This is a genomic window from Agromyces kandeliae (assembly GCF_009674665.1).
GTDB classification, from domain to species: domain Bacteria; phylum Actinomycetota; class Actinomycetes; order Actinomycetales; family Microbacteriaceae; genus Agromyces; species Agromyces kandeliae.
The window spans coordinates 102,815-128,604 of the sequence record NZ_WKJD01000006.1; the positions used below are offsets into that span (position 1 = coordinate 102,815).

Genomic DNA, 25,790 nt, shown 5'->3' on the forward strand with positions numbered 1-25,790 from the left:
GGCGGCACGACGAGGAGCGGGGCCCGCCGCTTCCGCGACGGGCCCCGCTGATCGGTCGGATCGAGATCAGTCGGTCTCGGTCGAGCCGTGGTGGTGGTCGTGGTCGTGACCGCCGACGAGGTCGGGGTCGAGGCCGCCGGCGTTGCCGCCGATGGTGCCCTCCGGACCGGCCGGTGCGGGCAGCTTGAGGCCGCCGGGCACGTTGACCCCCATGACGCCGTTGACCGACTCCGTCGAGTACGAGTACGCCAGCACGGCAGTGGCGATCGCGTCCACGTTCACGTCGAACGCGTGCTCGTTCACGTTGGCGATCGTGTCGCAGGCCTGGTGGTAGCACTGGTCGTACGACTCGCCGGCGACGCCGCCCCAGATCGACACCTGCTCCTCGGTCTTCTGGACCTCGGCGCCCGTGAACAGACCGCCCGCCGGGATGCCGACGCGGATGAACGCGTCGTAGTCGCTGCGACCGCTGAACTGCGCGTCGTCGTACGGCTCGCCGACCGAGGTGTAGTAGCTCTCGAACAGCTTCTCGATCGCGACCGAGCCGTCGGGGATGGGAACGCCCGCAGGCGCCAGCCAGCCGGACTCGTCGCCGTCGTACACCATGAAGATGTAGTTCGGCGAGGCGACCATGTCGAAGTTCAGGTACAGCGCGATGCGGTCCTGCTCCTCCTGGCTGAGACCCGCCACGTAGGCCTCCGAACCGAGCAGGCCGTCCTCCTCGGCGGCCCACCATGCGAGGCGGATCGTGTTCTGCGGCTCGAGCTTGCTGAGGTTCTGCGCGATCTCGATCAGCGCGGCGGAACCGCTGCCGTTGTCGTTGATGCCCGGTCCCGCCTCGACGGAGTCGAGGTGGGCGCCTGCCATCACGACGTTGTCGTCGTTGACGCCGGTCTTCTCGGCGATCACGTTCTTCTGCGGACGCAGCTCGGGCGCCGGCACGAACACGTGAGCGGTCGACCCCGCCTGCGACAGGGCCACGCCGTCGTCGTAGCTCGCACCCACGACGGGGATGCCGTGCGTGATCGGCGTGCCGTCGTTCAGCGTGCCTGCGTTGGCGACGATGAGCGCGGTCCGCTCGGCCGTGTTGCCCTGGTTGAAGATCACCACGGCCTCGGCGCCGGCGGTCTCGGCGTTGAGCGCCTTGTTGCCGAAGTTGCACGCACCGCGCTGGATGAGGGCGATGTCGTTCGGGCCGGAGAAGTCGAGGCCGGCGAAGTCCTCCGGCTCGCATCCGCTCGTGCTCGCGTTGCCGAGCCCGAGGTCGAGGTCGACCGGCACGACGTTGCCGGTGACGTCACCGGCGCCCGTTCCGGAGAACCCGCCGGTGGCGTAGTCCGCCTGGATGGGGGTGAGCTGGGAGAGCGACGCCGGACCGAAGAACGTGTAGTCGAACTCGTCGATCGACACGTCCCACCCGGCGGCCTCGAGCGTCTCGACGACGTACTCGACGCTCTGCTCGTAGCCCTCGGTGCCGGCCGCGCGGTTGCCGCCGTTGGCATCCGCGATCGCCTGGAACGCCTCGAGGTGCTCCATCGCACCGTCGGCGTCGACGCACTGCAGCAGCTTGGCCATGGTGTTGTTGTTCTGGTTGTCGCAGGACTTGCCGCCGGGCGCGCCCATCGCGGCTCCGGCCGGCACCAGGGCCAATGCCGCGACCGTCGCTGTGCTGGTCGCGAGCACGGCTGCGCGGCGGGAAAGCCTCGTAGTTCGATACATCGTCTCTCCTTCTCGGAGGGCGTCCTCATCGATGCCCTTCCTGCGAGAGACTACGTGGCGCGACACCGGCGGTAACAGTCTTGACTTCGCGCGAACGCCCGACTATGCGAACGACGATTCCTCAGGATGGACGGTCGGCAGCGGTCCCGTCGCCGCCGTCGAGCGCCGCGCCGAGCCCGCTGAGATCGAGGTCGACGCGATAGGGCCGCGCGTCGCCGTCGATGACCGCCGGGACCCGGACGTACGCGCCTTCCGAGGTCCGCAGCGCGTCGAGCGCGTCGCGCCAGCGGGTGTCCGCCGCCTCGCCGAGGAAGCCCGCGTGCCGCGGCCGGTCGCCGCCGACGAGCTGCACGCCGATCCGGTACCTCGGCGACAGCCAGCGACGTGCCCTCGGCACGAGGATCGCCGACTGGGACGCGCCCCCGTGGAGACGGGCGAGGTCGATCGCGGGCTGGTGGCGGTGGACGTCGACCACGGGGACGACGGTGCGGACCTCCGCACCGACCGGTGCCGCCTCGACGACCTCGATCCCCTCGAGGCTCCGGAGATCGCCCATCGGGTCGGGGTTGCGCATGCGTCGCTCGCGCAGCAGCGCCATGACGCCCCATGCCGCGGTCACCGCGATCGCCGCGACCAGCGCCACGAGCCAGAGGCCGCTCTCGGGTCGGACGACCCCGGTGAGCAGCAGGAGGCCGACGAGCACGAGGTACGGGAGCGGCTCCCAGCGGAGCGGATGGACGAAGCGGGGCGCGGACACCACGTCAGGCTACCGGCGTGATCGCCGCGCTCAGCGCAACGCGGGCAGCAGTGACGCGATCTCCTCGAGCACCGCCTGGTGGCCGGCGTAGAGCCCGTGCTCGCGTGGCCCGTGCGACACGACGTCCGTGAAGCCGTGTTCGCGAGCCCGCCCGACGGCGTCCTCGAACGCAGCCGCGCTCGTCATCGAGTACCGGGCGTCGCCGTCCAGAGAGAGCACCCGGTCGAACTCCTCGGGTGCCCGGCCCTCCGCCACGAGGGCGTCGTCGAGGCGCGCCGCGAGCTCGGCGAGGCGCGCCCACCACGCGGCATGCGATTCGACCTCGCCGCCGGTGGTGACCCAGCCGGAGCCGTAGCGCGCGGCCAGCCGCATCGCACGCGGCCCGTTCGCGGCCATGAGGAACGGCATGCGCGGCTCCTGCGCCGGCGCGCCGACCATGCGCGCCGCGACCGCGGAGAAGTGGTCTCCGGAATAGGAGATGCCCTCGTCCGAGCCGCGCTCGAAGCGCAGCAGGCGGTCGAGCGCCTCGGTGAACTCGTGGAACCGGTCGAACCGCTCGCGAGCGGAGAGCTCGGACTGCCCGAGCACGTGAGCGTCGAATCCCGTGCCCCCCGAGCCGAGGCCGAGGATCAGTCGGCCGCCGGAGACCTGGTCGAGCGTCGCGACGTCCTTCGCGAACGGGACCGGGTGGCGGTAGTTGGGGCTCGCGACGAACGTCCCGAGGCGGATCCGCTCCGTGACCATCGCCGCGGCCGTGAGCGTCGGGACGGTGGCGTGCCACCGCTCCCCCGCGAGGCCGCGCCAGGAGAGGTGATCGTAGGTCCAGGCGTGGTCGAACCCGAGCTCCTCCGCCTGCCGCCAGCGCCGTCCGGCCTCCGGCCATTCGTACTGCGGGAGGATGACGAGGCCGAATCGCATGCCCAGAGCCTACGCGGCGGTGGAGACGGGCATGGGCTCCGGAACCGCCTCGACGGTCGCCGGGTCCCGCGGGGCCCGCTCGAGCTTGACGAGCACGATCCCGCCGAGGATCAGGGCGCCGCCGAGGATCTGCAGCGGTCCGAGCGCCTCGCCGAGGAGGACCCAGCCGACGATGCCGGCGAAGATGACCTCGGAGAGGCCGAGGAACGAGGACAGGCGCGACCCGAGCAGGCGGATGGCGGCGATGCCCGCCGCGTACGCGAACGCCGTCGAGACCGCGCCCACGGTGAGGAGCGGAACCCACCAGGGGGCGGTGCCGCCGAGGAAGGCGACGTCGACGAGTGCCACCTCCATGGGCATGAGGCCCGCGAGCCCGGCGATGCCGAGGGCGATCGCGCCGACGACGAACCCCGCTGCGATGAGCGCGACGGGCGGCACCTGCTCCGACGCCCGCTCCCCGATGGCGTAGTAGACGCAGACGCCGATCATGGCGATCGCGGCGAATGCGAGGCCGAGCGGGTCGAGGTCGCCGCCGCCGGGGCCGATGACGAGCCAGAGGCCGGCGAGCGCGAGCGCGGAGCCGCCGAGCACGATGAGCTGGGGCATCCGCCTCGTGCTCGCCCAGGCGAACAGGACGAGCGCGATCGGCGCGAGGTACTCGATGAGGAGCGTCATCGACACCGGGATGCGCTCGAGGGAGGCGTAGAAGGCGAACTGCACGCCTGCGACGGCGACGACGCCGAAGAGCAGGACCGTCCAACGGGCGCGCCAGAGCGGCCGGAGGTCGAACCGCAGTGCGATGAGCCCGGGGACGACGAGCAGGACGGCCGCGATCGAGATCCGGGCGAGCACGGCCGCGCCGGGCGACCAGCCCGCCTCGAGCAGCGGCTTGACGAACACGCCGCCCACGCCGAACGCCAGGCCGGCAGCGAGCCCGAGCGCGATGCCGACGATCCCCCGTGATGCACGCACGGCCACCTCCTCCACAGTCCGCACGCCGTCGGACCCGTAAGGACCGAACGACGTTATGGTGGTTACGCTAGTGAAGCGGATGTCAGGAGTCAAATGATTTTCACCGATGACACGGTCGCGGCCCTCGGGTTCATGGCCGCAGTCGCCGACACGGTGCCCGGCGCGTCGGAATCCGGCGACGACGAGCTCGCCACGACGGGCGAACTCGCCGGCCTCCTCGACGTGTGGGGCTTCTCGGGTCGCCGCGACGGCGACGCGCGCGAACTGGAGGAGGTCCGCGCGGTGCGCGGCCGCCTCCGCGAGATCTGGACGCTCGAGCGCGATCCCATGGCGGGCGCCGTCAACGCGATCCTCGAGGAGTCGCACGCGATCCCCCGCCTCGTGCGGCACGACGAGCTCGACTGGCACATCCACGCCGTCTCGCAGGACCGCCCGCTCGCCGAGCGCATGCTCGTCGAGGCCGCCATGGCGCTCGTCGACGTCATCCGCGCCGACGGCATCGACCGACTCGCCCGCTGCCAGGCCGACGACTGCACCGGCGTGTTCGTCGACCTCTCGAAGAACGCCTCGAAGCGGTACTGCAGCACGCGATGCGGCAACCGCATGGCGACCCGCGCGTACCGGGCGCGGAGCGCCGACTGACGCGCGAGGCCGGATGCCGCTCGCCCGGCGGTCATCCGCGCGACGCCGCCGCGCGGCATCCGTCGCCCGACCGGCGATTCAGTGCACGATCGCCATCTCGTGCGGCGTGGTGTTCAACCGCCGCCCGCCGTCGGCCGTGACTGTGACGATGTCCTCGATGCGGACGCCGAAGCGGCCCGGCAGGTAGACGCCCGGCTCGATCGAGAAGCACATCCCGGGTTCGAGCGGCGTCTCCTCGCCCTCCACCATGTACGGCGGCTCGTGCGTCGTGAGCCCGATGCCGTGGCCGACGCGATGGATGAAGTACTCGCCGTAGCCGGCCTCCGTGATGACCGCGCGGGCGACGCGGTCGATCTCCTGGCACGGAACACCGGGGCGCACCGCCTCGAAGCCCGCCTGCTGGGCTCGGACGACGAGCTCGTGCACCGCACGCTCCTCGTCGGTCGGCTCGCCGACGTGCACGGTGCGGGTCGTGTCGGAGCCGTAGCCGTGCATGAGCCCGCCGAAGTCGAGCACGACCATGTCGCCGTCCTCGACGACCCGGTCGCCCTGCTCGTGGTGCGGGCTCGCCCCGTTCGGACCCGACCCCACGACCGTGAAGTCGACCTGGGCATGGCCGTGCGCGCGCAGGAACGCCGCGAGGTCGGCGGCCACGTCGGCCTCGGTCCTCCCCGCGAAGCGCACGCCGAGGATGTCGCGGTAGGCCGCGTCGGCCGCGGCGGCCGCGTCGGCGAGACGGTCGAGCTCCCACGCGTCCTTGACCGCCCGGAGCATCGGCAGGGCCGTCGACATCGACACGTAGGTCGCCTCCCCCGGGAGGCCCTGGAGCCCGAGGAGGTGCGACGCCCACGTCGAGTCCGACACCGCGTGCCGCCCGGGCTCGAGCAGCGGCGCGGCGGCCGCGTAGGGATCCTCGCCGTCCGTCCAGTCGACGATCCGGAGGATCCGCGCCGATGCCGCGCGCTCGGCATCGGGGCGCTCGAGTTTGGGCACGATGAGGGACGGGGCCGCGTCGACCGGGATCACGAGCATCGTGAGCCGCTCGGTCGCGACCGGCACGTAGCCCGTCAGGTAGCGCAGTTCGGGGCCGGGCGTCACGACGATTCCCGCGAGCCCGGCGTCGGAGGCGGCGCGTGCGGCACGTCGCAGCCGGGCGGCGAAGACGCCCCCCGTGACGGGTGCCGGATCCGCCGGTGCACCGGGTGCGGACATCGGCGTCCTCCTCCCTCGTCACCGCGGCGTCTGGACGCGGCAGCTCTGAGGCTACCGGCGTCCGGCCCGGTGACGACGGGCCATCCGACCCGCGCGGGGGTGCTTCGGAACGACGAAGGCCCCCGGCGGGCTCGTGATGAGCCGGCGGGGGGCCTTCGCAAGAAGTTCGCGGTGTCGTCGAGAGCCGCGCGGGCCGCCTTGCGGCGGCGAGGTGCGCTTAGCGGCGCAGCCCGAGACGCTCGATGAGCGAGCGGTAGCGGTTGATGTCGACGTCGGCGAGGTAGCCGAGCAGACGACGACGCTGACCGACGAGGAGCAGCAGGCCACGACGCGAGTGGTGGTCGTGCTTGTGCTCCTTCAGGTGCTCGGTGAGGTCCTTGATCCGCTTGGTGAGGATCGCGACCTGGACCTCGGGGGATCCAGTGTCACCGGGGTGGGTCGCGTACTCGTCGATGATCGCCTTCTTGATGTCTGCATCCAGTGCCATAGATGGGATCCCTTCTTCTCGTTGCGCGCTGCCCGGGGCCTGATGCCTGGGCTCTCTTGATGCGCGGCCGATTCACGGCAACCTCAAGAGTCTAGCAGAGCGGATGCCGCCGGGCGGACGCCTGTACGCACCCGACGGCGCCCGCCGAGACGGTGCATCGACTCGGCCGCGAGGCGCCGTCGGGCCTAGGCTGATGGCGACGGGATGTTCGAGCATGGCCACCCAGCAGGAACGCGCGGCGCTCGAGGCACGGGTCTACTCCCGCGCCGGAGCCGACGACCCGCGCGTCGAGCGCATCGACCCGGCGACGGGGCGCACCCTGCTCGTCACCGAGAGCGAGTGGCGCCTGCTCGAACTCGATCGCCCGACGGGCGGGAACGCGTCGGCCGGCGCGCCGCGGGGCCGCGCCGCTCCCGGTGGCGCACCCCGGAGCACGCGGTCGGATGCGGCGTCACCGGCTCCGCATCCGGGCCACCGCGCCTCGGCTCCCCCGCGACGGCGCGCCGCCGGCGTCGCCGCCATCGCCGCCGGGCTCCTCGCGGTGGCCGCCATCGCGGCGAACGCCGCCGGTCCGTCGCACGGGACGCCGGACGGCGCGACGCCGGCACCGACCCACGAACCCGAGGTGACCGTGCTGGTGGTTCCGGCGGCGCCACCGGCCGGCGGTGCGATCGCGGGGACGGCGGATCGCGTCAGGGGCCTCGGCACGATGGCCGCGTTCCACGATCCGGACCTCGTGCCGGAGGTGCGCGACGGGTGGCTCGAGGCGGCATATCCGTCCGCGCGCTCCGCCCTGATCCTCGACCGGGACGGTCCGATCGCCGGCGTCGCCGTCTACGCGGTCTCGAAGCCGAACGGCGTCGGCTGCCTCGTCGCCCGGATGGGGACGTCGGGCATGGCGTCGAACTGCGCGGCGCTCAGGATGCTGGCCTCTGACGGCCTCTCGCTGCAGACGCGGGTCCCGGTCGGGCTCGCCGCCGACGGCGTGCTCGGCGACGGCATCGCCGCGGAGGCCGCGGACTCCGACCTGCTCGTCGCCGAGTGGCACGCGGACGGCACCTTCCTCGTCGCGCGCGTGCCCGACTGAGCCCCGGCCGGCGCGCCGACCCCGGCCCGCCGGTCGGAATACCCGGGGGGCCGCCGCGGTTCCGGCATGCGTGGATGCAGTGCCAGTGGACGTCGCCGTGATCGGCGCGGGACAGGCCGGGCTCTCGGCCGCCCACCACCTCCGTCGACGCGGGTTCGTGCCCGTCGGGCACGGCCCGGCAGCCGACACGTTCGTCGTGCTCGACGCGAACCCCGCTCCCGGCGGCGCCTGGCAGCACCGTTGGGCGTCGCTGCGCATGGGCACCGTCAACGGCATCCACGAGCTGCCCGGGCACCCCGTCCCGCCGGCGGACCCGGCGGCCCCGAGCCGCGAGGCGCTTCCTCCGTACTTCGCGGAGTACGAACGCCGGTTCGACCTCGACGTGCAGCGCCCGGTGCGTGTGCGGGCGATCCGGCGCGCGGACGAGGACCCGCACGGCCGGCTCCTCGTCGAGACGGACCGCGGCGCCTGGGCAGCGCGCCACGTCATCAACGCCACGGGCACCTGGACGCGCCCGTTCCGCCCGTACTACCCCGGCATCGAGCGGTTCCGGGGCCGGCAGCTCCACGTCGCCGACTACGTCTCTGCCGAGGAGTTCGCCGGGAAGCGCGTGATCATCGTGGGCGCGGGCGTCTCGGCGGTGCAGCTCCTCGACGAGATCTCGCACGTCGCCGAGACGACGTGGATGACCAGGCGCGAGCCGCAGTGGATCGAGGAGGACTTCGACCTGCCCGCTCGGACCGCCGCGATCGCGGGCGTCGAGGCTCGGGTCCGCGAGGGCCTCCCGCCGGGCAGCGTCATCGCGGTGACCGGCATGCACTGGACGCCGTGGGCCCGCGCCGCGCAGGCGCGCGGCGTGCTCGTGCGGCATCCGATGTTCGCCGCGATCGAGGAGGACGGCGTGCGCATGCCCGACGGGTCGCTCCGGCCGGCCGACGTGATCCTCTGGGCGACGGGGTTCCGGCCCGCGCTGGACCACCTCGCTCCGCTCGGCCTGCGCACGCGGGAGGGCGGGTTCCGGGTCGCCGACACCCGCTCGCTCGACGATCCCCGGATCTTCCTCATCGGCTACGGACCGTCGCAGTCGACCGTCGGCGCGAATCGCGCCGGCCGGGCGGCCGTGCAGCAGATCGTGCGGGAACGGCGGGCGGCCGTCGCCGCGTAGGCGGCGTGCGGTCCCGCGCCGCCGTTGCCGACCGGGTCGCGCCGGGAGCACACTGGCCGCATGGCCATCGTGATCAAGCGCGTCCACGACGCGCCCGACGCATCCGACGGCGTCCGGATCCTCGTCGACCGGCTCTGGCCCCGCGGCATCTCGAAGGAGCGCGCCGAACTCGACGACTGGGCGAAGGATGCCGCACCCTCCCCGGGGTTGCGCACCGAGTGGCACCGGGCCGACGCCGATCGGTTCGACGAGTTCGCGGCGCGGTACCGCGTGGAGCTCGACGCGAACGCGGCGGCGCAGGCCCTGCTCGGGGTCGCGCACGAGCACGATCGGGTCACGCTGGTCTACGGCGCGCGCGACGCGGTGCACAACCACGCCGCGGTGCTGCGCGACTGGCTCGGCGAGCACGGCGCGGACGTGGAGCGCTGAGGCGGCTGCCTCGGCTCAGGCCGTGCGCGACTCCCCCGCCGGCTCCGCCGCGGCGTCCACCGAGTTGAGCACGTGCTCGAGCTCGACGATCTCCGCCTCGGTGAACAGTTCCTCCGGGCCGCCCGGCGCCTTGTCGGAGAAGGGCGGGTCGTAGAGCGCGGCGATCGGCACCGATCCGCTCTGCGCGAGTCGATTCACAATGAGGTCGACGAACGAGATCTGCCGTGAGCCGAGCCTGTGCTCCGACACGAAGTCGGCGAGCGCCTCCTGCGCTGCGGAGCGTTCGAGGCCGACGATCGACCGGATGAATCGTCCCAGACCATGCGCGGCCTCGGCGCCGGCGGCGAGTTCTGCGGCATCGAACTCGTCGCGATCGGCGAGCATGCGCTCGAGCTCCGCGACATCGGTCGCGGTCAGCTGTCGCCCGGTGCGGAGCTTCCGGAGTACGACGTGGTCCTGGTGGGCACGCAGGTAGGCGAAGAGCTTCGCGCGGAATCGGTCGCGATCGACCCCGGGCGTGGCGATCGATATCTCGCCTGCGCCCGAGCGGACGACGTCGTCGAAGTCGGTGTATACGGGTGAGCGCGGCGTGACCTCGATGAGCTTGACGAGCTCGCGCAGCCGCATTCGCGCGAGTTCGAGGAGCGGCAGCGTGACATCCTGCCACCACTCCTCCCCCGCGATCGCATCGATCAGCTCAAGGTGTTTCGCCACGGCGGGGATCGTGCGGTGCTCGCCGAGCGCCGCCGCGATCGCACGGATCCGGTCGCGCGCGTTCGCGAACCCGCCGTCGGCGGTGAGCACTCCGAGCTGAGCGCGCAGCACGAGCAGGTCGAATCGCTTCGCCCGCTCGTCGGTGTCGGCGACGAGTGCCGCCGATGGCAGGTCGGCGAGCGCGGATGCCTCGGCCAGCGCGTCTGCGCTCGCACGCGCGTCCGTCCCCGCCTGCCACGCCTCCCCGCTCGCGAAGCGTTCGATGAGCCGCCGATGCGGCCTCACCAGCACGTTGTGCTCGTTCATGCCGGCGACGATGCCCTGGAGGCGTTCGGCGAGCGCGGCCCGAAGCTCGCGGTCGGCGTCGGTCGCGCCGAGCCCGTGCGGCGCCGTCGCGCGGTCGATCTCGGTGATGAGTGCGAGCCGCGCGTCGAAGAGGCGGCCGTGGAGCGACCGCCCCGACGACGTCGCGACCTCGGGGACGTCTCCGTTGAAATACTCGATGTTGCCGCCGACGTCGAAGACGATGAAGTCCTGCTTATCGTCGCCCGGACCGTAGAGGTCGGGGCGAAGCCTCGTGCCGCGGCCGATCATCTGCCAGTACTTCGACTTCGAGAAGACGGCCTTGAAGAAGACGAGGTTCACGACGTCGGGCACGTCGATGCCGGTGTCGAGCATGTCGACCGAGATCGCGATGTGCGGCGCCTTCTCGGACTGCGAGAACTGCTCGATGAGGTGCTGGGCTCGATCGTCGCTCGAGACGATGACCTGCGCGAAGTGGCCGGCGTACTCGGGATAGTTCGCGTCGAAGCGCTCCTGGATGAAGCGCGCGTGCTGGATGTTCTTGGCGAAGACGATGGTCTTGCCGAGCCGATCGCCCGCGGCGACGCGGTGGCCCTTCGTCATGAGGATGGCGAGCACGTCATCGACGGTGTCCTCGTTGAAGAGCCAGCGGTTGACCGCCTCGGCCTCGATTCTGTCGGGGACGACGCCGTCCTCGCTCCATTCGGTGAGGTCCCAGTCGTCCTTCTCGGCGTCGGTGAGGTCGTCGTAGCGGATGCCGCTGCGCACGAACTTCGACTCGATGCGGTGCGCGACCGGCGGTACGAGGTAGCCCTCGTCGATCGCCGTGCCGAGCTCGTAGGAGAAGGTCGGTACACCGTCCTCGAGGTGGAACAGCCGATAGGTGTTGTGGTCGACCTCGTCCTTCGGCGTGGCGGTGAGTCCGACGATGGGCGCGTCGAAGTAGTCGAAGATCGCGCCGTACTTCTGGTACACCGAGCGGTGAGCTTCGTCGATGACGATGAGGTCGAAGAACCCGGGGCCGAACCGGCGCACGTCGTCGCCGGAGTCGAGCAGGCCGAGCATCGTTGGGTACGTGGAGACGTAGACGCGCCCGTCGACGTCGCGACGGTCGAGCAGGTTGACGGTGGGGCTCTCCGGCAGATGGGACTTGAAGGCGTTCGCGGCCTGAGTGACGAGGGCCTTCCGGTCGGCGAGGAAGAGCACGGTCTTGACGTGGTTGGCGCGCGTGAGCAGATCGACCAGGGCGATCACGGTGCGGGTCTTGCCGGCGCCGGTGGCCATGACGACGAGCGCTCGCCGCTCGTGGTGGTGCTCGAACGCCTCGGCGACGGCGCGGATCGCCTGCTGCTGGTAGGCGCGGCCCGCGATCTGCTCGTCGATCGCGAGCGACGCGAGCGGCTTGCGCACCCCGGGCGAGCGGCGCTGCTGCAGTCGCGCGAGCTCAGCCCTCGTATAGAAGCCCTGCACCTCCCGTGGCGGGTGCGCGAGGTCGTCCCAGATCCAGTGCTCGTACCCGTTCGAGGTGAAGATCACGGGGCGCTGCCCGTACTGCCGTTCGAGCGCGTCGGCGTAGAGCTTCGCCTGCTGCTGTCCGTTGCGCGCGTCGCGGGTCGTGCGCTTGGCCTCGACGAGTCCGAGCGGTCGCCCGTCGTCGCCCCAGAGCACGTAGTCGACACGGCCGATGCCGTTCGGGGCGCCCTCGAGACCCTGCACCTCGACCTCGGTGACACCGTCGGCGGAGGGGTCCCATCCGGCCTCGCGCAGCAGTTGGTCGATGAAGAGGTCGCGGGTCTCGTCTTCGCGGTAGTCGTGCGTGTCGACCACGGTCGCGTTGGCGGCCTTCGCCGCCGCGATCTCAGCCTGCAGGGCTGCGATCTGCGCCCTCAGTTCGTCGCTCTCGGCCTCCTTGGCCGCGAGCGCAGCATCCTTCGCCGCGTTCTCCTCGAGCGCTTTCGCAAGCTCGGTGCGCGTCTTGGCGACGAGCCCCGGCTGCGGCCTGGGGACGGATGCCGCGTCGAACGGGCGACCCGGCGCCGGGCGGCGGTCGGGAACCGTGGCGTACCGGGTAGCCAGCCACGTGAGCGTGTGGAAGAGTTCGCGGAGGATCGGCAGGCTGTCGCGGTCGGCGAGCTTCGAAGTCCGGTGCACGGCGTCGTTGCCGCGCTTGCGGATGAGGTTCATCTTGGTGAGCACGGCGTCACCGACGAGGCGCTTGAAGGTCGGTTCGTGCAGGAGCGAAGAGAGGTCGTCCTTGTACGGCCGCCGCAGCGAGGCATCCGCCCGGTACAGCCAGGTCACGGTGAGCTCAACCGTGCGCCGCGCGTAGAACAGGCTCGAGCGCGGGTCGCCGTACGCGTAGAACTCCGCGCGCGCCGCCTCAGCAGCGATCTCGGGCCAGTCAGCCGTGACGAAGTCGAAGTTGCCCACGTCGGCAGGGTCCTCTCTCGGCACCGGTGCCGGTTCGGGTCGGCACTCGGTCCCGAGCGTAGCGAAGGGCGGGGCGCAGGATGCTGCGGCGCGGCGGATCTCCCCTGTTCGCGGGTCGTCGGCTTTGGGCGCCCGGCACTTTACACGCCGTGCGGTGATTGCACGTTTGACCAGCGGTTTCGTGCCGTGCTGGGCCTCCCTCGAATGTCAGAGGGTCCTGATTGGATGGACCCATGCCAGCCATCCTCGACCTCCCCGCCGAACAGGCCCTCGAGTTTGAGTTGGCCGCGATCGTGAGCGCCGAGCAGCTGATGCGGCGACTCCACGCCGACCGGTACCGGGCCGTCCAACGGGCGCGTGAACTCGCCACCGAGGTCGCGGGCTTCACCGAGTCGAGCCGAGCGCGCGATCGCGACATGGCCACCCGGTCGTTCGTCGCCGAGCTCGCGACGACGCTCGGCCAGCACGAGGCATCCGCCTCTCGGCTCGTCGCCGAGGCCGAGCGCCTGACCGGGCCGCGCGTCGCGACGCTCGACGCGCTCGACGCCGGCGAGGTCGCGCCGACGCAGGTTCGCTCGGTGCTCGAGCTCACGCGCGGCGCGCCGGTCGAGGTCGCCGACGCCGTGGAACAGGTCGCGCTCGACGCGGCGGCGGCTGCCGTGGCCGATGGCGTCGTCTCGACGAATGCCCACGTACGCCGCCGCATGCGGCGGGTGCGCGAACGCCTGATGCCCGAGCCACTCGTCGACCGGCGCGCTCGCGCTGCAACCGACCGACGCGTGTGCGTCGAGGTCGCCCCCGACGGCATGGCCTGGCTGAGCCTCTTCCTCGAGGCCGAGCGCGCGTTCGCGATCGAGCGCCGACTCGACGTGCTCGCCGGGCGCGAGGCATCCGACGACCACCGCACGAGCGCGCAGCGCGCGACCGACCTCGCCGCCGACCTGCTGCTCTCCGGCACGCTCGCCGACGACGCGCGCACGCGCGACGCCGTCGCGGGGCCCACCGGTGCGGTGCAACCGCGCCTCAACGTGACCGTGCCGGTGTTCACGCTGCTCGGCCTCGACGACGAGCCAGCCGACCTCGAGGGCTACGGGCCGATCGACGCTGAGACGGCCCGCATCATCGCGGCGCACGCGCCGTCGATGCGGCGCATCCTCGTGCACCCCGAGACGGGGGCGACGCTCAGCTACGGGCGAGAGCACTATCGCGCACCGGCCGACCTCGACGGCTTCGTGCGCGTGCGCGACGGACAGTGCCGGTTCCCCGGCTGCAACCGCCGCGCAGAGCGGGCAGATATCGATCACACGACCGCCTGGGCGCACGGCGGCCGTACTGCTGCGAGCAACCTCGCCGCGCTCTGCCGCCACCATCACCGCCTGAAGCACGAGGGCGGATGGCACGTGGGGCAGGAACCCGGCGGCGTGATGCGGTGGACCTCACCCGCGGACCACGTCCTCCGGACGCTGCCCGCGCGGCCGTTCATGCCAGTTGGGGTCGGCGAGGGAGCGGCGCGGCCACCCGAGCCGGGTCCGCGCGATATGGGGCGGGAGACAGAGAACGAGCCGCAGGACCGGGTGGGACGCGTGTCCGAACACACACCGTACTGACCCGCAACCCGACTTCTCTTGAAAGTCACAACTTTGCTCGCGCTCGCGAGTGCCTGGATGACTGCTAGACGTCTTGCTAGTCGCGCGCGCAAAGTCTCAACGACTTCTCAGCATGTCCGTCAGAAAAGTACGTAGGTCGTGCACCGCAGCCTCCGCGCCGCGGGCGGCACGCACGGCATCTACGGCCCGCGTCTGAACATCGCGCGGAGGCAGCAGGACTTCGAAAGCGAGGAAGACGTTTCGAGGGAGCGATCTTCTTCGCGCTGTGGACCCGCGTAGCTTCGCCTTGTAATACTCGATGGCCTCCGGGGCGCGGAGCATGAGCTCGAGGTACTCAGGAACGACCCGATCGGACCTTACATCCCAGACTCCGTACGCGGGGCTCACGATCGCGTCGTCATAAAGCGATTGGACCCCCAATACGCCCTCATCGATTGGAAATCCAACCACGAGTTGATCGCGCTGAACAATCTTGTAAGCCGACGTATCCTCACTCGCGACCCGCTTGCGGAACTTCTTACTCTGGTCGACGAGACCGTGTTCCATCGTCATCGAGAGAATCGGGAGGTCGGTCCGATCGCCAGCTCTAGCGGATTTGGCCGCGTCGATCAACTCGCTGAGTCGCCATGACGTCGTAGCCCTCGACCCGAGCGCTTCAATGTGGGCTTGAACGGCGCGCAGCGAAGTGAACGCGTCTGACAGGCTTGTCTCTAGCGCAGCCGCAGACAGAGATTCACTACGGTTCGCGCGTCCGTCGGGCGAGACAACATCTCGATAGGCATTGAAGCTGAGATCGTAGTTCTTCTGAACGATCTCTTCGATCGGCACGAGAAACGATTGGGCGGTTCGGGGGTTCGTGAATTCACTCCACGCGGTGAGGGAGCCGCCCGCTGGCCGACGGAGCCAACGCCCCCGCAGGTCCGGAAGGTCGTCAGAATCTATCGGACTCCTCTTGTCGTCGAGCGAGAAGCCATCGGCCCGCACGTCGTACATCCACACGAAGTCGGTCCCTCCGGACGATGTCTTCTGGAAGAAGAGGATCGCCGTTGAGACGCCGGCATACGGCCGAAAGACACCCCCAGGAAGCTTCACCACCGCCAGAAGACGGTGGTCTTCTATAATCATGCGCCGCAGTTCGTTTGTGGCGCGATCTTGGTTATGCAGCACGCCTTCGGGCACGATCACCGCAGCCCGTCCGCCGTTCTTCAGGAGCTTCACCATGAGCGCGAGGAAGAGCAGCTCGGTCTTCTTCGTCTTGACGACCTGGAGCAGATCCTTCGCGGTGGTCTCGTAGTCCAGTGAGCCGGCGAACGGCGGGTTCGCGAGAACCAGCGTGTAGTCCTCGGTCGCGGGATGCCCTTCGGCGAGCGAGTCCGCCCGCTCGATGATGGGCTCCTCGACGCCGTGCAGGAGCATATTCATGCTCGCGATGCGGGCCATCGCGGCATCCGAGTCGTAGCCCGTGAACGCCTTCGTATTGAAGAAGTCGCGCTTCGCGGCATCCGAGAAGATCTCGTCCTCGTAGTGTTCGCGCAGGTACTCCTCGGCCATCACGAGGAAGCCTGCCGTGCCGGCCGCCGGGTCGATGATGCGGTCGCTCGGCGTCGGCGCGGTCATGTCGACCATGAGCTTGATGATGTGGCGGCTCGTGCGGAACTGGCCGTTCTGCCCGCTCTGCGAGAGCTTGGCGAGCATGTACTCGTAGATGTCGCCCTTGGTGTCGCGATCCTCCATCGGGATCTCGGCAAGCAGGTCGACGACCTTCGCGAGCAGCGCCGGCGTCGGGATGGTGAATCGCGCGTCCTTCATGTTGCGCGCGTAGCTCGAGCCCTCGCCGCCCATGCGACGCAGGAACGGGAAGACGTGCTCCCCCACGATCTCGAACATCTCCTGCGGCGAGCGGTTCGTGAACGCGCTCCAGCGCAGGTCGTCGTACGGGCGCGGCATCCGGCCCGTGTCATCGAGGCCCTCGGGAAAGACGCGGCGCTCCATCGGCTTGCCGGTGCGATTCGCCTTCCGCTCCTCCCGCGTGTGGATCTCATCGAGCCGGCGGATGAAGAGCAGGTACGTGATCTGCTCGATCACCTCGACCGGATTCGCGATCCCGCCCGACCAGAACGCATCCCAGACCCTGTCGACCTTGGAGCGGAGTTCACCTGTGACCACTGTTGTGTCGCCGTCCTTCCGTTGCCGCGGCAGCCGTGCCGCAGTGTTCGAGTCTGGCAGACGCCACCGTCGCTCCGTTGGCACCTGGCACCGATCGCTGCACGGATCACTCCGCGTCGCGGAGCAGCGGCGGCAGGAATCCCTCCCTATCGAGCTGACGGATGATGAAGGGGCTCAGCTCGTTCGGACCGAACGACACGAAGTACGTCCGCCCGCCTGCTCGCTGAGCCTTCAGCAACCCGCGATCGAGCAGCGGACGCAGAGCGTGGCTGCGCTGCGATGGACTGCCGGGAAGCAGGTGCTCCAACTGCCCGGCGCGAACGACCTCCGAATCGCACGCGAAGCGCAGCACTTCACTCTCGCGCTGTGTGATGCCGCCGGAGCGCACGAAACGATCGAGCGCGGGAACGACGAGCCGGTCCCGCACGAATTGCGCGTCCTGCAGGCGATGGAGCCTACGAAGATCGGTGAGAAGCCCACCGATGAAGAACTCGCACCAGGCGATCGTGCCGGAATCGCTCAGGTCATCGGCCGCGGCGAGGGCGTCGTAGTACTCCGAACGGGACACCCCGAACACCGCCGTGGGATTGACGGCCCGCAGGCCGATCGGGCTGACGAACCCGTGTCGCCCGAGCATTGCGTAGCTGACCAGCCGTGACACGCGTCCGTTCCCGTTCTGGAACGGATGGATCCAGAGGAACCTGTGGTGCGCGATCGCGACGTGGAGCAACTGCTGATGCGTGTGTACCGGTCGATTCGCGAACTCGAGGAATCGATCCATCTCGCTCTGCACCGCCTGGGCGAGCGGTGGCCGATGCTCGGCGCCCTGGATCGCGACGTCGCGAATCCGATATGCACCCGGTCGCGGGTCGCCCTCGCGAATGAGACCGTCGACCGCACGGCGATGCAGTTCACGCACGAAGGAGTGCGTGAGCGGCCGATCCTGTCCGGCGTCGTCGATGAACTCCATCACCTCGTTGAGATTCAGGATCTCCCGCACAGTCTCATCGACCGGTCCTCTGCGTCGTTCCGCTTCCTGAGCGCCGGCGATCGCGTCGAGGATGGTCGTGCGGTTGCCCTCGATCCGTGCCGAGACCACGCTCGACAGGAACTGGAACAGTCCGTGGAGTTCGTGGAACACCTGTACCGGTGTCGTGCCGACTCCGATCTCGCCACGCAGGCGCTCGAGTTCGACCACCGCGGCGCCGAGCGGAGAATCGAACGCGAAGGGTGGGAAGGAGAGCTCGGAATCGTCCGGAGCATGCGGACCATTTGCAGCTGGCACGGTAAACATTTTACTCATCTGGGGACCACTTCCCCGGATTTACCGTGATCTACTCGTTCTCGAAGGCACTGATCTTTTGCGAGCCACGCGGCATCCAACTTCACACGCTCGCTGGTCGACTGCGGAGCGGACGACCGCCGACTGCGCCCGTCGATGCGATGCACCTACGGCGCGATCACGAGCTTCCCGAGCACCGTCCCCGCCCCGATCCGCGCGAGCGCCTCGGGCGCCCGCTCGAGTGGGAGCACCTCCTCGATCACGGGTGCGAGCGCCCCGGATGCCACGAGCTCGCCGAGTTCGTCGAGGCCGCCGTTCGGCTCCGCCGCGAGCAGGCGGAACGTCCGGCCCTCGGCGTCGGGGCGTCCGGCCGTGGCCGCCACACGGCCGATGGTGCGAAGGCGCCCGCCGACGACGACGAATCGTCCGTTCGGCCGGAGGGCGCGACGGTACGCGGCCAGTGGGCGACCCGCGACGAGGTCGACGATCACGTCGAACCGGCCGGAGCCGGCTCCCTCGGCGAACAGCTCGTCGGCGGCGTCCGCCTCGACCGTCTCGGTGGCCCCGATCCCGCGAAGCAGGTCGAGCTTCGCGGCTCGATCGACGGCGACCACCTCGCCCGCACCCAGGTGCCTCGCGAGCTGCACCGCGATCGTCCCCGCGCCGCCGCCCGCCCCGACGATGAGGACCCGCTCCCCCGCACGCAGCGCCGCGACGTCGACGAGCGACTGCCAGGCCAAGCCGCCCGCCTGCGGGACCGCCGCCGCCGCGATCGGATCGACCCCTGCGGGCCGACGGCGGAGGGCGGCGGCATCCGTCGCGACGACGTCGGCGAACCCGGCCCATCCCGCCGCGGAGAGGTCGCCCCAGACCGCGTCGCCGACGGCGAACGCGGCCGACCCGTCGCCCGCAGGGCCGACCGCGACGACCTCGCCCGAGACATCCGCGCCCAGCACCGGATGCGCCGGCCGGCGCGGTGCGCCGATGCGTGCGAGCGCCGAGCCGCGGAGCAGGTCCCAGTCCCACGAGTTCACGGACGACGCGGAGACCTTCACGAGCACCTGGCCCCGGCCGCGAACCGGGAGCGGCGCGTCGACGAGTCGCAACCGCTCGGGACCGCCGTACCGCTCGTACCGCACCGCGCGCATGGCGCGAGCCTATCCACTGCCTCGGCGGTAGCGCCGCCACGAACACGACCACGACCACGACCACGCGGAGCGTGCGACGATGGGGACGAGTGATCCGAGGGGTCACGATCCCGATGGCCGACATCCGACGACGAACCGATCCCCGCGCGGGCTACCCGCCCCGCTGGCTGACCGCCGTGGTGCTCGCGATCGGCGCAGTCGCGCTCGGCATCGCCGCGGTCGCCGCGATCGGCGACACCGCCGCCCGGGCGGCCGCGTCGACGTCGCCGGTCACCGCGACCGTCGTCGGCGAGCGCACTGAGGACCGCCTCGTCGCCGACCGGCGCGGCACCCGCTACGTGCCCTTCCGCTTCGTCGTCGTCGAGCTGCCCGACGGAACGAGCGCCGAGGTCCGGAGCGACGAACTCGTCGTCGGGGCCGATGCGACGGTCCATCGCACCGACTCGGGCACCGTCTCCGAGACGCCGCCGGAACCGCCCGGTCCGCTGGAGTGGGCGGTGTGCGCGACCGCCGTCGGCGGCGCGGTCGTGCTCGCGGCGGGGTCGCTGCGGGTCCTGTCGCGGCCCAGGCGGCCCGGATCCGGGCCATCGTGAACCGACGGCCGGCCGGCCGCCCTACCCCGCCGGGACGAGCGGGAAGATCGCCGGCCAGCCGTTGTGCGCGTAGACGATCACGCAGAACACGATCGCGTCGAACAGCAGGTGGACGACGAGCACGTAGGTCAGCGACTTGGTGAGCTTGAAGGTGTAGCCCTGGATCAGGGCGAACGGGATCGTCAGCAGCGGCCCCCACGACTGGTAGCCCAGTTCCCAGAGGAACGAGACGAACACGATCGCCTGCAGGAGGTTCGCCTGCCACGTCGGGAAGTGCCGGCGGAGCAGCGCGAACACCGTGCAGATGAAGAACAGCTCGTCCCAGGTCCCGACGGCGTTCACGCCGACGAAGAGACGCGCGATCTCGTTCGGCTCGGTCACGGTCGGCCAGTTCTGGTACACGCCCGAGGTGATGAAGTAGAACGGCAGGATGAGCCATCCGGCGAGGGTCACGAAGACGAGGTAGAGCCACTGCGTGCGCGTCCACCGCCGACCCGTGCGCCACGGGAAGCGGATGGTGCGCTCCCGGTACAGGAACCGCGAGATCGCGAACGGCACCACGACCGCTGCGCCCAGCACGACCGTGAAGCGCAGCATCGCCTCGTCCGAGAGCTGCGCCTCGAGCGACATCGTCGAGATGATCGCCTGCCCGATGGCGATGAGCGACAGGTCGGGCAGCAGTCGCTCCGTCCGGCCCGACCGGTCGACGAGCCAGGCGATGACCAGGCCGACGACGAGCATCGCGTACCCGGGCAGGCGAAGCTGGAACCCGAACAGCAGCACCGCGGCCGAGCACACGAGCGCAGCCGGGACGAGGGCGATCGGGTGGGTGCGCACCTCGGACGGAGCAGCGGCGACGGCGGTCACCCCTCAAGCTTCGCATGCGTCCCTGATCCCATCACGCGGCGGATGCCGCGTCGCGCGCTCCCCGGCGGGGCGCGCCGCCCTGTCGGCGGCGCGTGCCAGCATCGACGCATGACCCGGATGCCGCAGCCGCCCGTTCCGCGCGAGTCCCGCGTCCGCGCGGGCATCGTCCCGCCGTACCTGCTGCTTCGGATCGCGGCCGCCGAGGAGCACTACGACGTCGCGGCCGATGCCGCCCGCCGATCGCTGCTCCGCGACGAGCCGATGCGCGAACTGCGCGTCGAGGGTGCGCATCCGGGCCTGCTGCCGCACGAGCACACGCGGTCGGCGACGACCGGACGCGACCACGACGTCGAGGCCGAGGGCGAGGGCGCCCCGGTCGACGCCGCCGTTCCCGAACCCGCGCCCGACCGCCGCATCTCCGATGCCCAGGGCGCCGAATCGCTTCCCGGGCACCTCGTGCGCACCGAGGGGCAGCCGGCGACGGGCGACGTCGCGGTCGACCAGGCCTACGACGGCCTCGGCGAGGTCTGGGCGCTCTTCGAACGCGTCTACGGCCGCGACGCGATCGACGGTGAGGGTGCGCCGCTCGAGGCGACCGTGCACTTCGGAGACCACTACGACAACGCGTTCTGGGACGGCGAGCGGATGGTGTTCGGCGACGGCGACGGCGAGGTGTTCCGCGGGTTCACGCAGTCGATCTCCGTCATCGGGCACGAGCTGGCGCACGGCGTCACCGAGATGACGGCCCGCCTGCGCTATCGCGACCAGTCGGGCGCCCTGAACGAGCACGTCTCCGACGTGTTCGGCGCGCTGACCGAGCAGTACGCGATGGGGCAGGATGCCGAGGCGGCGACCTGGCTGATCGGCGAGGGCATCTTCACCGAGCTCGTGCAGGGCCGTGCACTCCGCTCGATGCTCGAACCCGGCACCGCCTACGACGACGACGTGCTCGGCCGCGACCCGCAGCCGGCGCACTTCCGCGACTACATCGTGACCGACGCCGACAACGGCGGCGTGCACCTGAACTCCGGCATCCCGAACCGCGCGTTCGCGCTCGCGGCCGTCGAGCTCGGCGGCTTCGCATGGGAGCACGTCGGCCGCATCTGGTACGACGCGCTGACGGGCGGAACCCTGCGGCCGAACGACGGCTTCGCCGTGTTCGCGGCGGCGACGCTCGCCGCCGCGCGCGAGCGCTACGGCGACGTGTCGCGCGAGGTCGCGGCCGTCGCGAACGGCTGGCGCGCCGTCGGAGTCGAACCGGAGTAGCATCCGGACCATGGAGGTCGAGGTCGTCCGCAGCGGCGGACTCGCCGGGCTGCGACTCACGTGGACCGTCGAGGTCGAGGACCAGCCCGACCCCGAGGAGTGGGTGCTCCTCGTCGAGCGCCTGCCGTGGAGCGACACGCCGCCCGCTCCGCCGGAGCCCGATCGGTACACCTACCGCATCCGCTGCGAGCCCCACGTGGCGACCCTCGCCGAACGTCAGGTGACCGGGCCGTGGCGCGACCTCGTCGATCGCGTCCGGGATGTCGCCGAGCCGTCGCGGAGGCGAGCGGACGTCGGCGGACGGGCGGCTCCGGCACAGCCCGGCGCGCCGGACGCCGAGGGTCCCCGAACCACGGCTCCGTCCGATCCGACTCCCGCGCCGCCGGCACCGGGCGACTGAGCACGCCGGTCGGCACCGAGTGCGCGCACCGACCCGGTCCCGATCCGGGACCGACGGTCCCATGCGCTCGGGACGTCGGGACCGGGAGGCTGGAGGCGTTCACCCGTCACCAGAGGAGGCTCATCATGACCACCGGAACGCACCCCGAAACGGTGCCGAGCACCACACCTCGCCGATTCCACGCATCGCGGTACCTCGGCGCGGCCTTCGCCGTCGTCTTCCTCGCCGGACTCGTGCTGATCTCGCTCCCGCCGTACGTCTACGGCGGCACGCTCGCCGATTGGGCGTCGGGCGTCGACGACGAGGCGCGCCTCAACCTCCTGGTCGGGCTCTCGACGATCGTCTTCCCCGTCGCCGGCATCCTCCTGATGTGGTCGGCAGCGCACCTGCGCACCGCGATCGACCACGATCGCCCGCGGCCGTCGATCCCCGGTCAGTTGGCGGTGCTCGGCGCTGCCGTCACGTCGATCGGCGTGGTCGTGGCCGCCAGCGCGTCGGCCGCGGCTGCGCACGTCGTCGCGCCCAGTGCCGACGGCGGGTTCCCGGCGGTGCCCGAGGTCGCGTACGGGCTCGAGATGTTCTCGAGCCAGGTGTTGAACCCGAGCTTCTTCGGCCTGTCGCTCATGGTCTTCGCACTGAGCGTCGGCCTGCGGCGGGTCCGTCGACTGCCCGGCTGGCTCGCGTGGGCCGGCTGCATCCTGGCTCCCCTGCTCCCGGTGGCGTGGATGCTGGGCATGATCCCGCTCCTGCTCGCGGCGGTGTGGGTCGCCATCGCGACGGCAGTGGTGGATACTGAGCCGCAAGGCTGAGCCGTCATGCGGGCGGGAGGCGTCGGCGTCATGGGCAGGAGCACCTCGGCCCCGCGATGGGCGTGGGCGGTGACCGCGGTCGCCTTCGCGTCCGGTTCCGCGCTCGTCGCGGTCCTCCTGCTCAACGCCGCCGCCCTGCCGTCGGCACTCGACGAACAGCTGCCCTTCTACATCGGCACCACGGTCTTCGCGCCGATCTTCAGCGCGCTGGCGGCGGTCATCCTCCGTCGGTTCCCGCGGCATCCGATCGCCTGGATCATGGTGGGCGTCGTGGTCGGCGTCATCGCGGACACCGCGGCGCGGTGGTACGCGATCACCGGCCTGTACCTGGAGCCGGGATCGCTGCCCGGTGTCGCCTGGGCCGCGTGGTTCGCGGAGTGGAACTGGTTCCCCTCGATGCTGGTGTTGTTCGTGTTCGTCCCGCTCCTGTTCCCCGACGGGAGCCCGCCCGGTCCGCGGTGGCGCCCCGTCGTGATCGGACTGATCGCGTGGCTTGCGCTCGCGACGATCGGCTACGCCCTCTACCCGAGCGATCCCGTCGACTTCGCCCGGGTCGAGCGTCCCGTCGCGGTCGAGCCGGCGATCGTGCTCGCAGTGCTGATGCTCCTGACCCCGGTCGCCATCGGAGTCGGCCTCGCGGCGGTCGTGGTGCGCTGGCGACGCACGATCGGCGACGAGCACGAGCAGTTGCGGTGGATGCTGTGGGCGGCGAGCCTCTCCGTGGCGGGGTGGGCCGTGATGATGGTCGCGGGCACGCTCGGTACGGAGTGGGGACTCGGCGGCGCATTCCTGACGTGGATCCCCCTGCTCCTGATCCCGGTGTCGGTCACGATCGCGATCGTGAAGTACCGCCTGTACGACATCGACCTCGTCATCAATCGGACGCTCGTGTACGGGGCGCTCACGGTCGCGGTGCTCGCGGCGTACGGACTGTTCGTGCTCGCCGTCACGGCCCTCACGCCGCTCTCGATCGACTGGCGCGGATCCGTCCTGATCGTGCTCGTCGTGGCGATCGCCGCGTACCCGCTCCGCGAGTGGCTCCAGCGGATGGTCAATCGGCGCATGTACGGCGATCGCGACGACCCCGCCAAGGCGATGTCGCGACTCGCGCGTCGGGTCTCCGACGCGCTCGCGCCCGCGGGCGTCCTCCCCGCCGTGGCCGAGAGCGTCGGCCAGGCGCTGCGGGTGCCGTACGTGGCCGTGCGCGTGGCGGGTGTCGCCGGCCCGACCGCGGCGTTCGGCACCCCCACCGGCGATCCGGAACGATTCGAGCTCGTCCACCAGGGCGAGGCGGTGGGCGTCCTCGAAGTCGGGCGCCGCAGCGAACGCGACCAGTTCTCGCCCGCCGACGTGCGACTGCTCGAGGACGTCGCACGTCAGGTCGCCGGGACCGTGCGCGCCGTGCAGCTCGCGACCGAGCTCCAGGCGTCGCGTGAGCGGCTGGTGCTCGCCCGCGAGGAGGAGCGGCGGCGGCTCCGCCGCGACATCCACGACGGCGTGGGCTCAGCCTTGGCGGGCCTCGCGTTGCAGGCGGGCAACCTGCGGCGCGCGCTGCCGGATTCGCCCGACGTCGCGATCGGCCTCGCGTCGACCCTCGAGGCGAGCATCCAGGGCACGATCCGCGACATCCGCCGGATCGTCGACGACCTGCGGCCGCCCGCACTCGACGACCTCGGACTCGATGGCGCGCTGCACGAGCGCGCGGCGGCGCTCCTGCCCGGTGCGGCGACCCTCGAGGTCAGGCTCGACGGCGCCCAACTGCCGGCCGCCGTCGAGGTCGCGGCGTACCGGATCGCGACCGAGGCGATGACGAACGCCGCGCGGCACAGCGGATCGGAACGGGTGCGCGTCCTCGTGGATGCGACCTCCGACCCCCGCACGCTCAGACTCGAGGTCAGCGACGACGGCGCGGGGATGTCCGCATCGATCCGGAGCGGCGTCGGACTGCCGTCGATGCGGGAACGGGCCGTCGAGCTGGGCGGCTCGTGCGAGGTGGATGCGGCTCCGGAGGGCGGCGCCCGGGTGCGGGCCTCGATCCCGATCATGGGGACGGATGACCCGGGGGATCGTCGACCGTGACCGACACCACGCTCCGAGTGCTGGTCGTCGACGACCACCCGGTGTTCCGCGACGGCCTCGTCGGCGCGTTCGCGACGGTGCCGGAGGTCGAGGTCTGCGGCACCGCGGGCGACGGCCAGGACGCCGTCCGGGAGAGCGAGCGGCTGCGCCCGGACGTCGTGCTGATGGACCTCAACCTCCCGACGATGAGCGGCGTGGAGGCGACGCGCGCGATCGTCGATGCGGGCCCCGGGGTGGCGGTGCTCGTCCTCACGATGCTCGACGACCCCGACTCCGTGTTCGCGGCGCTGCGCGCCGGGGCGCGCGGGTACCTGCTGAAGGGATCGAGGCCGGAGGAGATCGTCTCGGCGGTGCTGGCCGCCGGACAGGGCGAGGCCGTCTTCGGACCTGGCATCGCCGACCGCGTGCTGGCGTACTTCTCGGCCACGCGAGCGCGGTCCCGACCCGTCCCGTTCCCCGAGCTGACGGACCGCGAACGAGAGATCCTCGAGCTCATCGCCTCGGGCGAGCGCAACACGGACATCGCCCGCCGCCTGTACATCAGCCCCAAGACGGTCCGCAATCACGTCTCGAACATCTTCTCCAAGCTGCACGTCGCCGACCGTGCGGAGGCGATCGCCCTCGCGCGAGACGCCGGCGTGGGATCGGCCGCCACGGAGGGTCGCGATCCGCGTCCGCGGGCGGACCCCGACCCGGCTGCTCCGCCGACGGCTCCCGCCGAGTGAGCGCGCCGCGACG

General features: G+C 71.1%; 22 protein-coding genes. 11 read left to right on the forward strand and 11 right to left on the reverse strand.

All coding sequences use genetic code 11. From position 1 onward, the window contains the following. Window positions 1–66 precede the first annotated feature (66 nt). The 4 genes from GJR97_RS02860 to GJR97_RS02875 all read right to left on the reverse strand — a co-directional run bounded on the left by GJR97_RS02860 (window position 67) and on the right by GJR97_RS02875 (window position 4,366). On the reverse strand, window positions 67–1,719 hold the full coding sequence (locus GJR97_RS02860; RefSeq protein ID WP_154345020.1) for a M28 family peptidase: 1,653 nt from the start codon (window positions 1,717–1,719) through the stop codon (window positions 67–69). Between the two features lie 121 nt (window positions 1,720–1,840). Then, window positions 1,841–2,476, reverse strand: coding sequence for a hypothetical protein (locus GJR97_RS02865; RefSeq protein WP_154345021.1), 636 nt, complete (start codon window positions 2,474–2,476; stop codon window positions 1,841–1,843). A 30-nt stretch (window positions 2,477–2,506) separates the two neighbouring features. Continuing rightward, a complete protein-coding gene (locus tag GJR97_RS02870; protein ID WP_154345022.1) occupies window positions 2,507–3,394 on the reverse strand; it encodes an LLM class flavin-dependent oxidoreductase in 888 nt (295 codons plus the stop codon). Window positions 3,395–3,403: 9 nt separating this feature from the next. Beyond that, entirely contained in the window at window positions 3,404–4,366 is a 963-nt protein-coding gene (locus tag GJR97_RS02875) for an EamA family transporter (RefSeq protein WP_195760590.1), read from the reverse strand. A 93-nt stretch (window positions 4,367–4,459) separates the two neighbouring features. Between GJR97_RS02875 and GJR97_RS02880 the strand changes: the two genes are divergently transcribed. Continuing rightward, window positions 4,460–5,008 (forward strand): CGNR zinc finger domain-containing protein, encoded by a 549-nt coding sequence (locus GJR97_RS02880; RefSeq protein ID WP_154345024.1) that lies wholly within the window; start codon window positions 4,460–4,462, stop codon window positions 5,006–5,008. A 78-nt stretch (window positions 5,009–5,086) separates the two neighbouring features. Here GJR97_RS02880 and GJR97_RS02885 read toward each other — a convergent pair whose 3' ends face one another. Next, window positions 5,087–6,220 (reverse strand): M24 family metallopeptidase, encoded by a 1,134-nt coding sequence (locus tag GJR97_RS02885; protein ID WP_154345025.1) that lies wholly within the window; start codon window positions 6,218–6,220, stop codon window positions 5,087–5,089. Between the two features lie 217 nt (window positions 6,221–6,437). Next, the gene (gene rpsO / locus GJR97_RS02890) at window positions 6,438–6,707 is read right to left on the reverse strand and encodes a 30S ribosomal protein S15 (protein WP_129233514.1); all 270 of its coding nucleotides are present in this window, start codon (window positions 6,705–6,707) and stop codon (window positions 6,438–6,440) included. 214 nt (window positions 6,708–6,921) lie between these two features. Between rpsO and GJR97_RS18025 the strand changes: the two genes are divergently transcribed. From GJR97_RS18025 to GJR97_RS02900, 3 genes are all read left to right on the forward strand, one after another. Next, a complete protein-coding gene (locus GJR97_RS18025; RefSeq protein ID WP_229275939.1) occupies window positions 6,922–7,794 on the forward strand; it encodes a hypothetical protein in 873 nt (290 codons plus the stop codon). Window positions 7,795–7,864: 70 nt separating this feature from the next. Then, window positions 7,865–8,959, forward strand: a complete 1,095-nt coding sequence (locus GJR97_RS02895; protein ID WP_324613074.1) for an NAD(P)-binding domain-containing protein — start codon at window positions 7,865–7,867, stop codon at window positions 8,957–8,959. A 60-nt stretch (window positions 8,960–9,019) separates the two neighbouring features. Beyond that, a complete protein-coding gene (locus GJR97_RS02900; protein ID WP_154345027.1) occupies window positions 9,020–9,388 on the forward strand; it encodes a DUF488 domain-containing protein in 369 nt (122 codons plus the stop codon). Window positions 9,389–9,403: 15 nt separating this feature from the next. Here GJR97_RS02900 and GJR97_RS02905 read toward each other — a convergent pair whose 3' ends face one another. Continuing rightward, window positions 9,404–12,835 carry a DEAD/DEAH box helicase family protein gene (locus tag GJR97_RS02905; RefSeq protein ID WP_324613075.1) on the reverse strand — a complete coding sequence of 1,144 codons (3,432 nt, stop codon included), beginning with the start codon at window positions 12,833–12,835 and terminating at the stop codon, window positions 9,404–9,406. Window positions 12,836–13,068: 233 nt separating this feature from the next. Between GJR97_RS02905 and GJR97_RS02910 the strand changes: the two genes are divergently transcribed. Then, window positions 13,069–14,442 carry an HNH endonuclease signature motif containing protein gene (locus GJR97_RS02910; RefSeq protein WP_154345029.1) on the forward strand — a complete coding sequence of 458 codons (1,374 nt, stop codon included), beginning with the start codon at window positions 13,069–13,071 and terminating at the stop codon, window positions 14,440–14,442. A 96-nt stretch (window positions 14,443–14,538) separates the two neighbouring features. Here the strand turns inward: GJR97_RS02910 and GJR97_RS02915 are convergent, their stop codons facing one another. The 3 genes from GJR97_RS02915 to GJR97_RS02925 all read right to left on the reverse strand — a co-directional run bounded on the left by GJR97_RS02915 (window position 14,539) and on the right by GJR97_RS02925 (window position 19,038). Next, complete coding sequence (locus GJR97_RS02915; protein WP_324613076.1) at window positions 14,539–16,608, reverse strand: N-6 DNA methylase; 2,070 nt, start codon at window positions 16,606–16,608, stop codon at window positions 14,539–14,541. A 106-nt stretch (window positions 16,609–16,714) separates the two neighbouring features. After that, window positions 16,715–17,902: a Fic family protein gene (locus tag GJR97_RS02920; protein WP_195760591.1), complete on the reverse strand. Its 1,188-nt coding sequence runs from the start codon at window positions 17,900–17,902 to the stop codon at window positions 16,715–16,717. 155 nt (window positions 17,903–18,057) lie between these two features. Then, window positions 18,058–19,038, reverse strand: coding sequence for an NAD(P)-dependent alcohol dehydrogenase (locus tag GJR97_RS02925; protein ID WP_154345031.1), 981 nt, complete (start codon window positions 19,036–19,038; stop codon window positions 18,058–18,060). A gap of 113 nt (window positions 19,039–19,151) precedes the next feature. Between GJR97_RS02925 and GJR97_RS02930 the strand changes: the two genes are divergently transcribed. After that, window positions 19,152–19,631 carry a hypothetical protein gene (locus GJR97_RS02930; RefSeq protein WP_154345032.1) on the forward strand — a complete coding sequence of 160 codons (480 nt, stop codon included), beginning with the start codon at window positions 19,152–19,154 and terminating at the stop codon, window positions 19,629–19,631. Window positions 19,632–19,652: 21 nt separating this feature from the next. Here GJR97_RS02930 and GJR97_RS02935 read toward each other — a convergent pair whose 3' ends face one another. Then, window positions 19,653–20,498, reverse strand: coding sequence for a CPBP family intramembrane glutamic endopeptidase (locus tag GJR97_RS02935; RefSeq protein ID WP_324613077.1), 846 nt, complete (start codon window positions 20,496–20,498; stop codon window positions 19,653–19,655). A gap of 117 nt (window positions 20,499–20,615) precedes the next feature. Here GJR97_RS02935 and GJR97_RS02940 point away from each other — a divergent pair, with 117 nt between their 5' ends. The 5 genes from GJR97_RS02940 to GJR97_RS02960 all read left to right on the forward strand — a co-directional run bounded on the left by GJR97_RS02940 (window position 20,616) and on the right by GJR97_RS02960 (window position 25,777). Beyond that, window positions 20,616–21,764: a M4 family metallopeptidase gene (locus GJR97_RS02940; protein ID WP_154345262.1), complete on the forward strand. Its 1,149-nt coding sequence runs from the start codon at window positions 20,616–20,618 to the stop codon at window positions 21,762–21,764. A 10-nt stretch (window positions 21,765–21,774) separates the two neighbouring features. Beyond that, complete coding sequence (locus GJR97_RS02945) at window positions 21,775–22,164, forward strand: protealysin inhibitor emfourin (RefSeq protein ID WP_154345033.1); 390 nt, start codon at window positions 21,775–21,777, stop codon at window positions 22,162–22,164. A gap of 125 nt (window positions 22,165–22,289) precedes the next feature. Then, window positions 22,290–22,973, forward strand: a complete 684-nt coding sequence (locus tag GJR97_RS02950; RefSeq protein ID WP_154345034.1) for a hypothetical protein — start codon at window positions 22,290–22,292, stop codon at window positions 22,971–22,973. Window positions 22,974–23,003: 30 nt separating this feature from the next. Next, entirely contained in the window at window positions 23,004–25,052 is a 2,049-nt protein-coding gene (locus tag GJR97_RS02955) for a sensor histidine kinase (RefSeq protein WP_195760592.1), read from the forward strand. Continuing rightward, on the forward strand, window positions 25,049–25,777 hold the full coding sequence (locus tag GJR97_RS02960; protein ID WP_324613078.1) for a response regulator transcription factor: 729 nt from the start codon (window positions 25,049–25,051) through the stop codon (window positions 25,775–25,777). Before GJR97_RS02955 ends, GJR97_RS02960 begins: the two co-directional genes overlap by 4 nt. Window positions 25,778–25,790 lie beyond the last annotated feature (13 nt).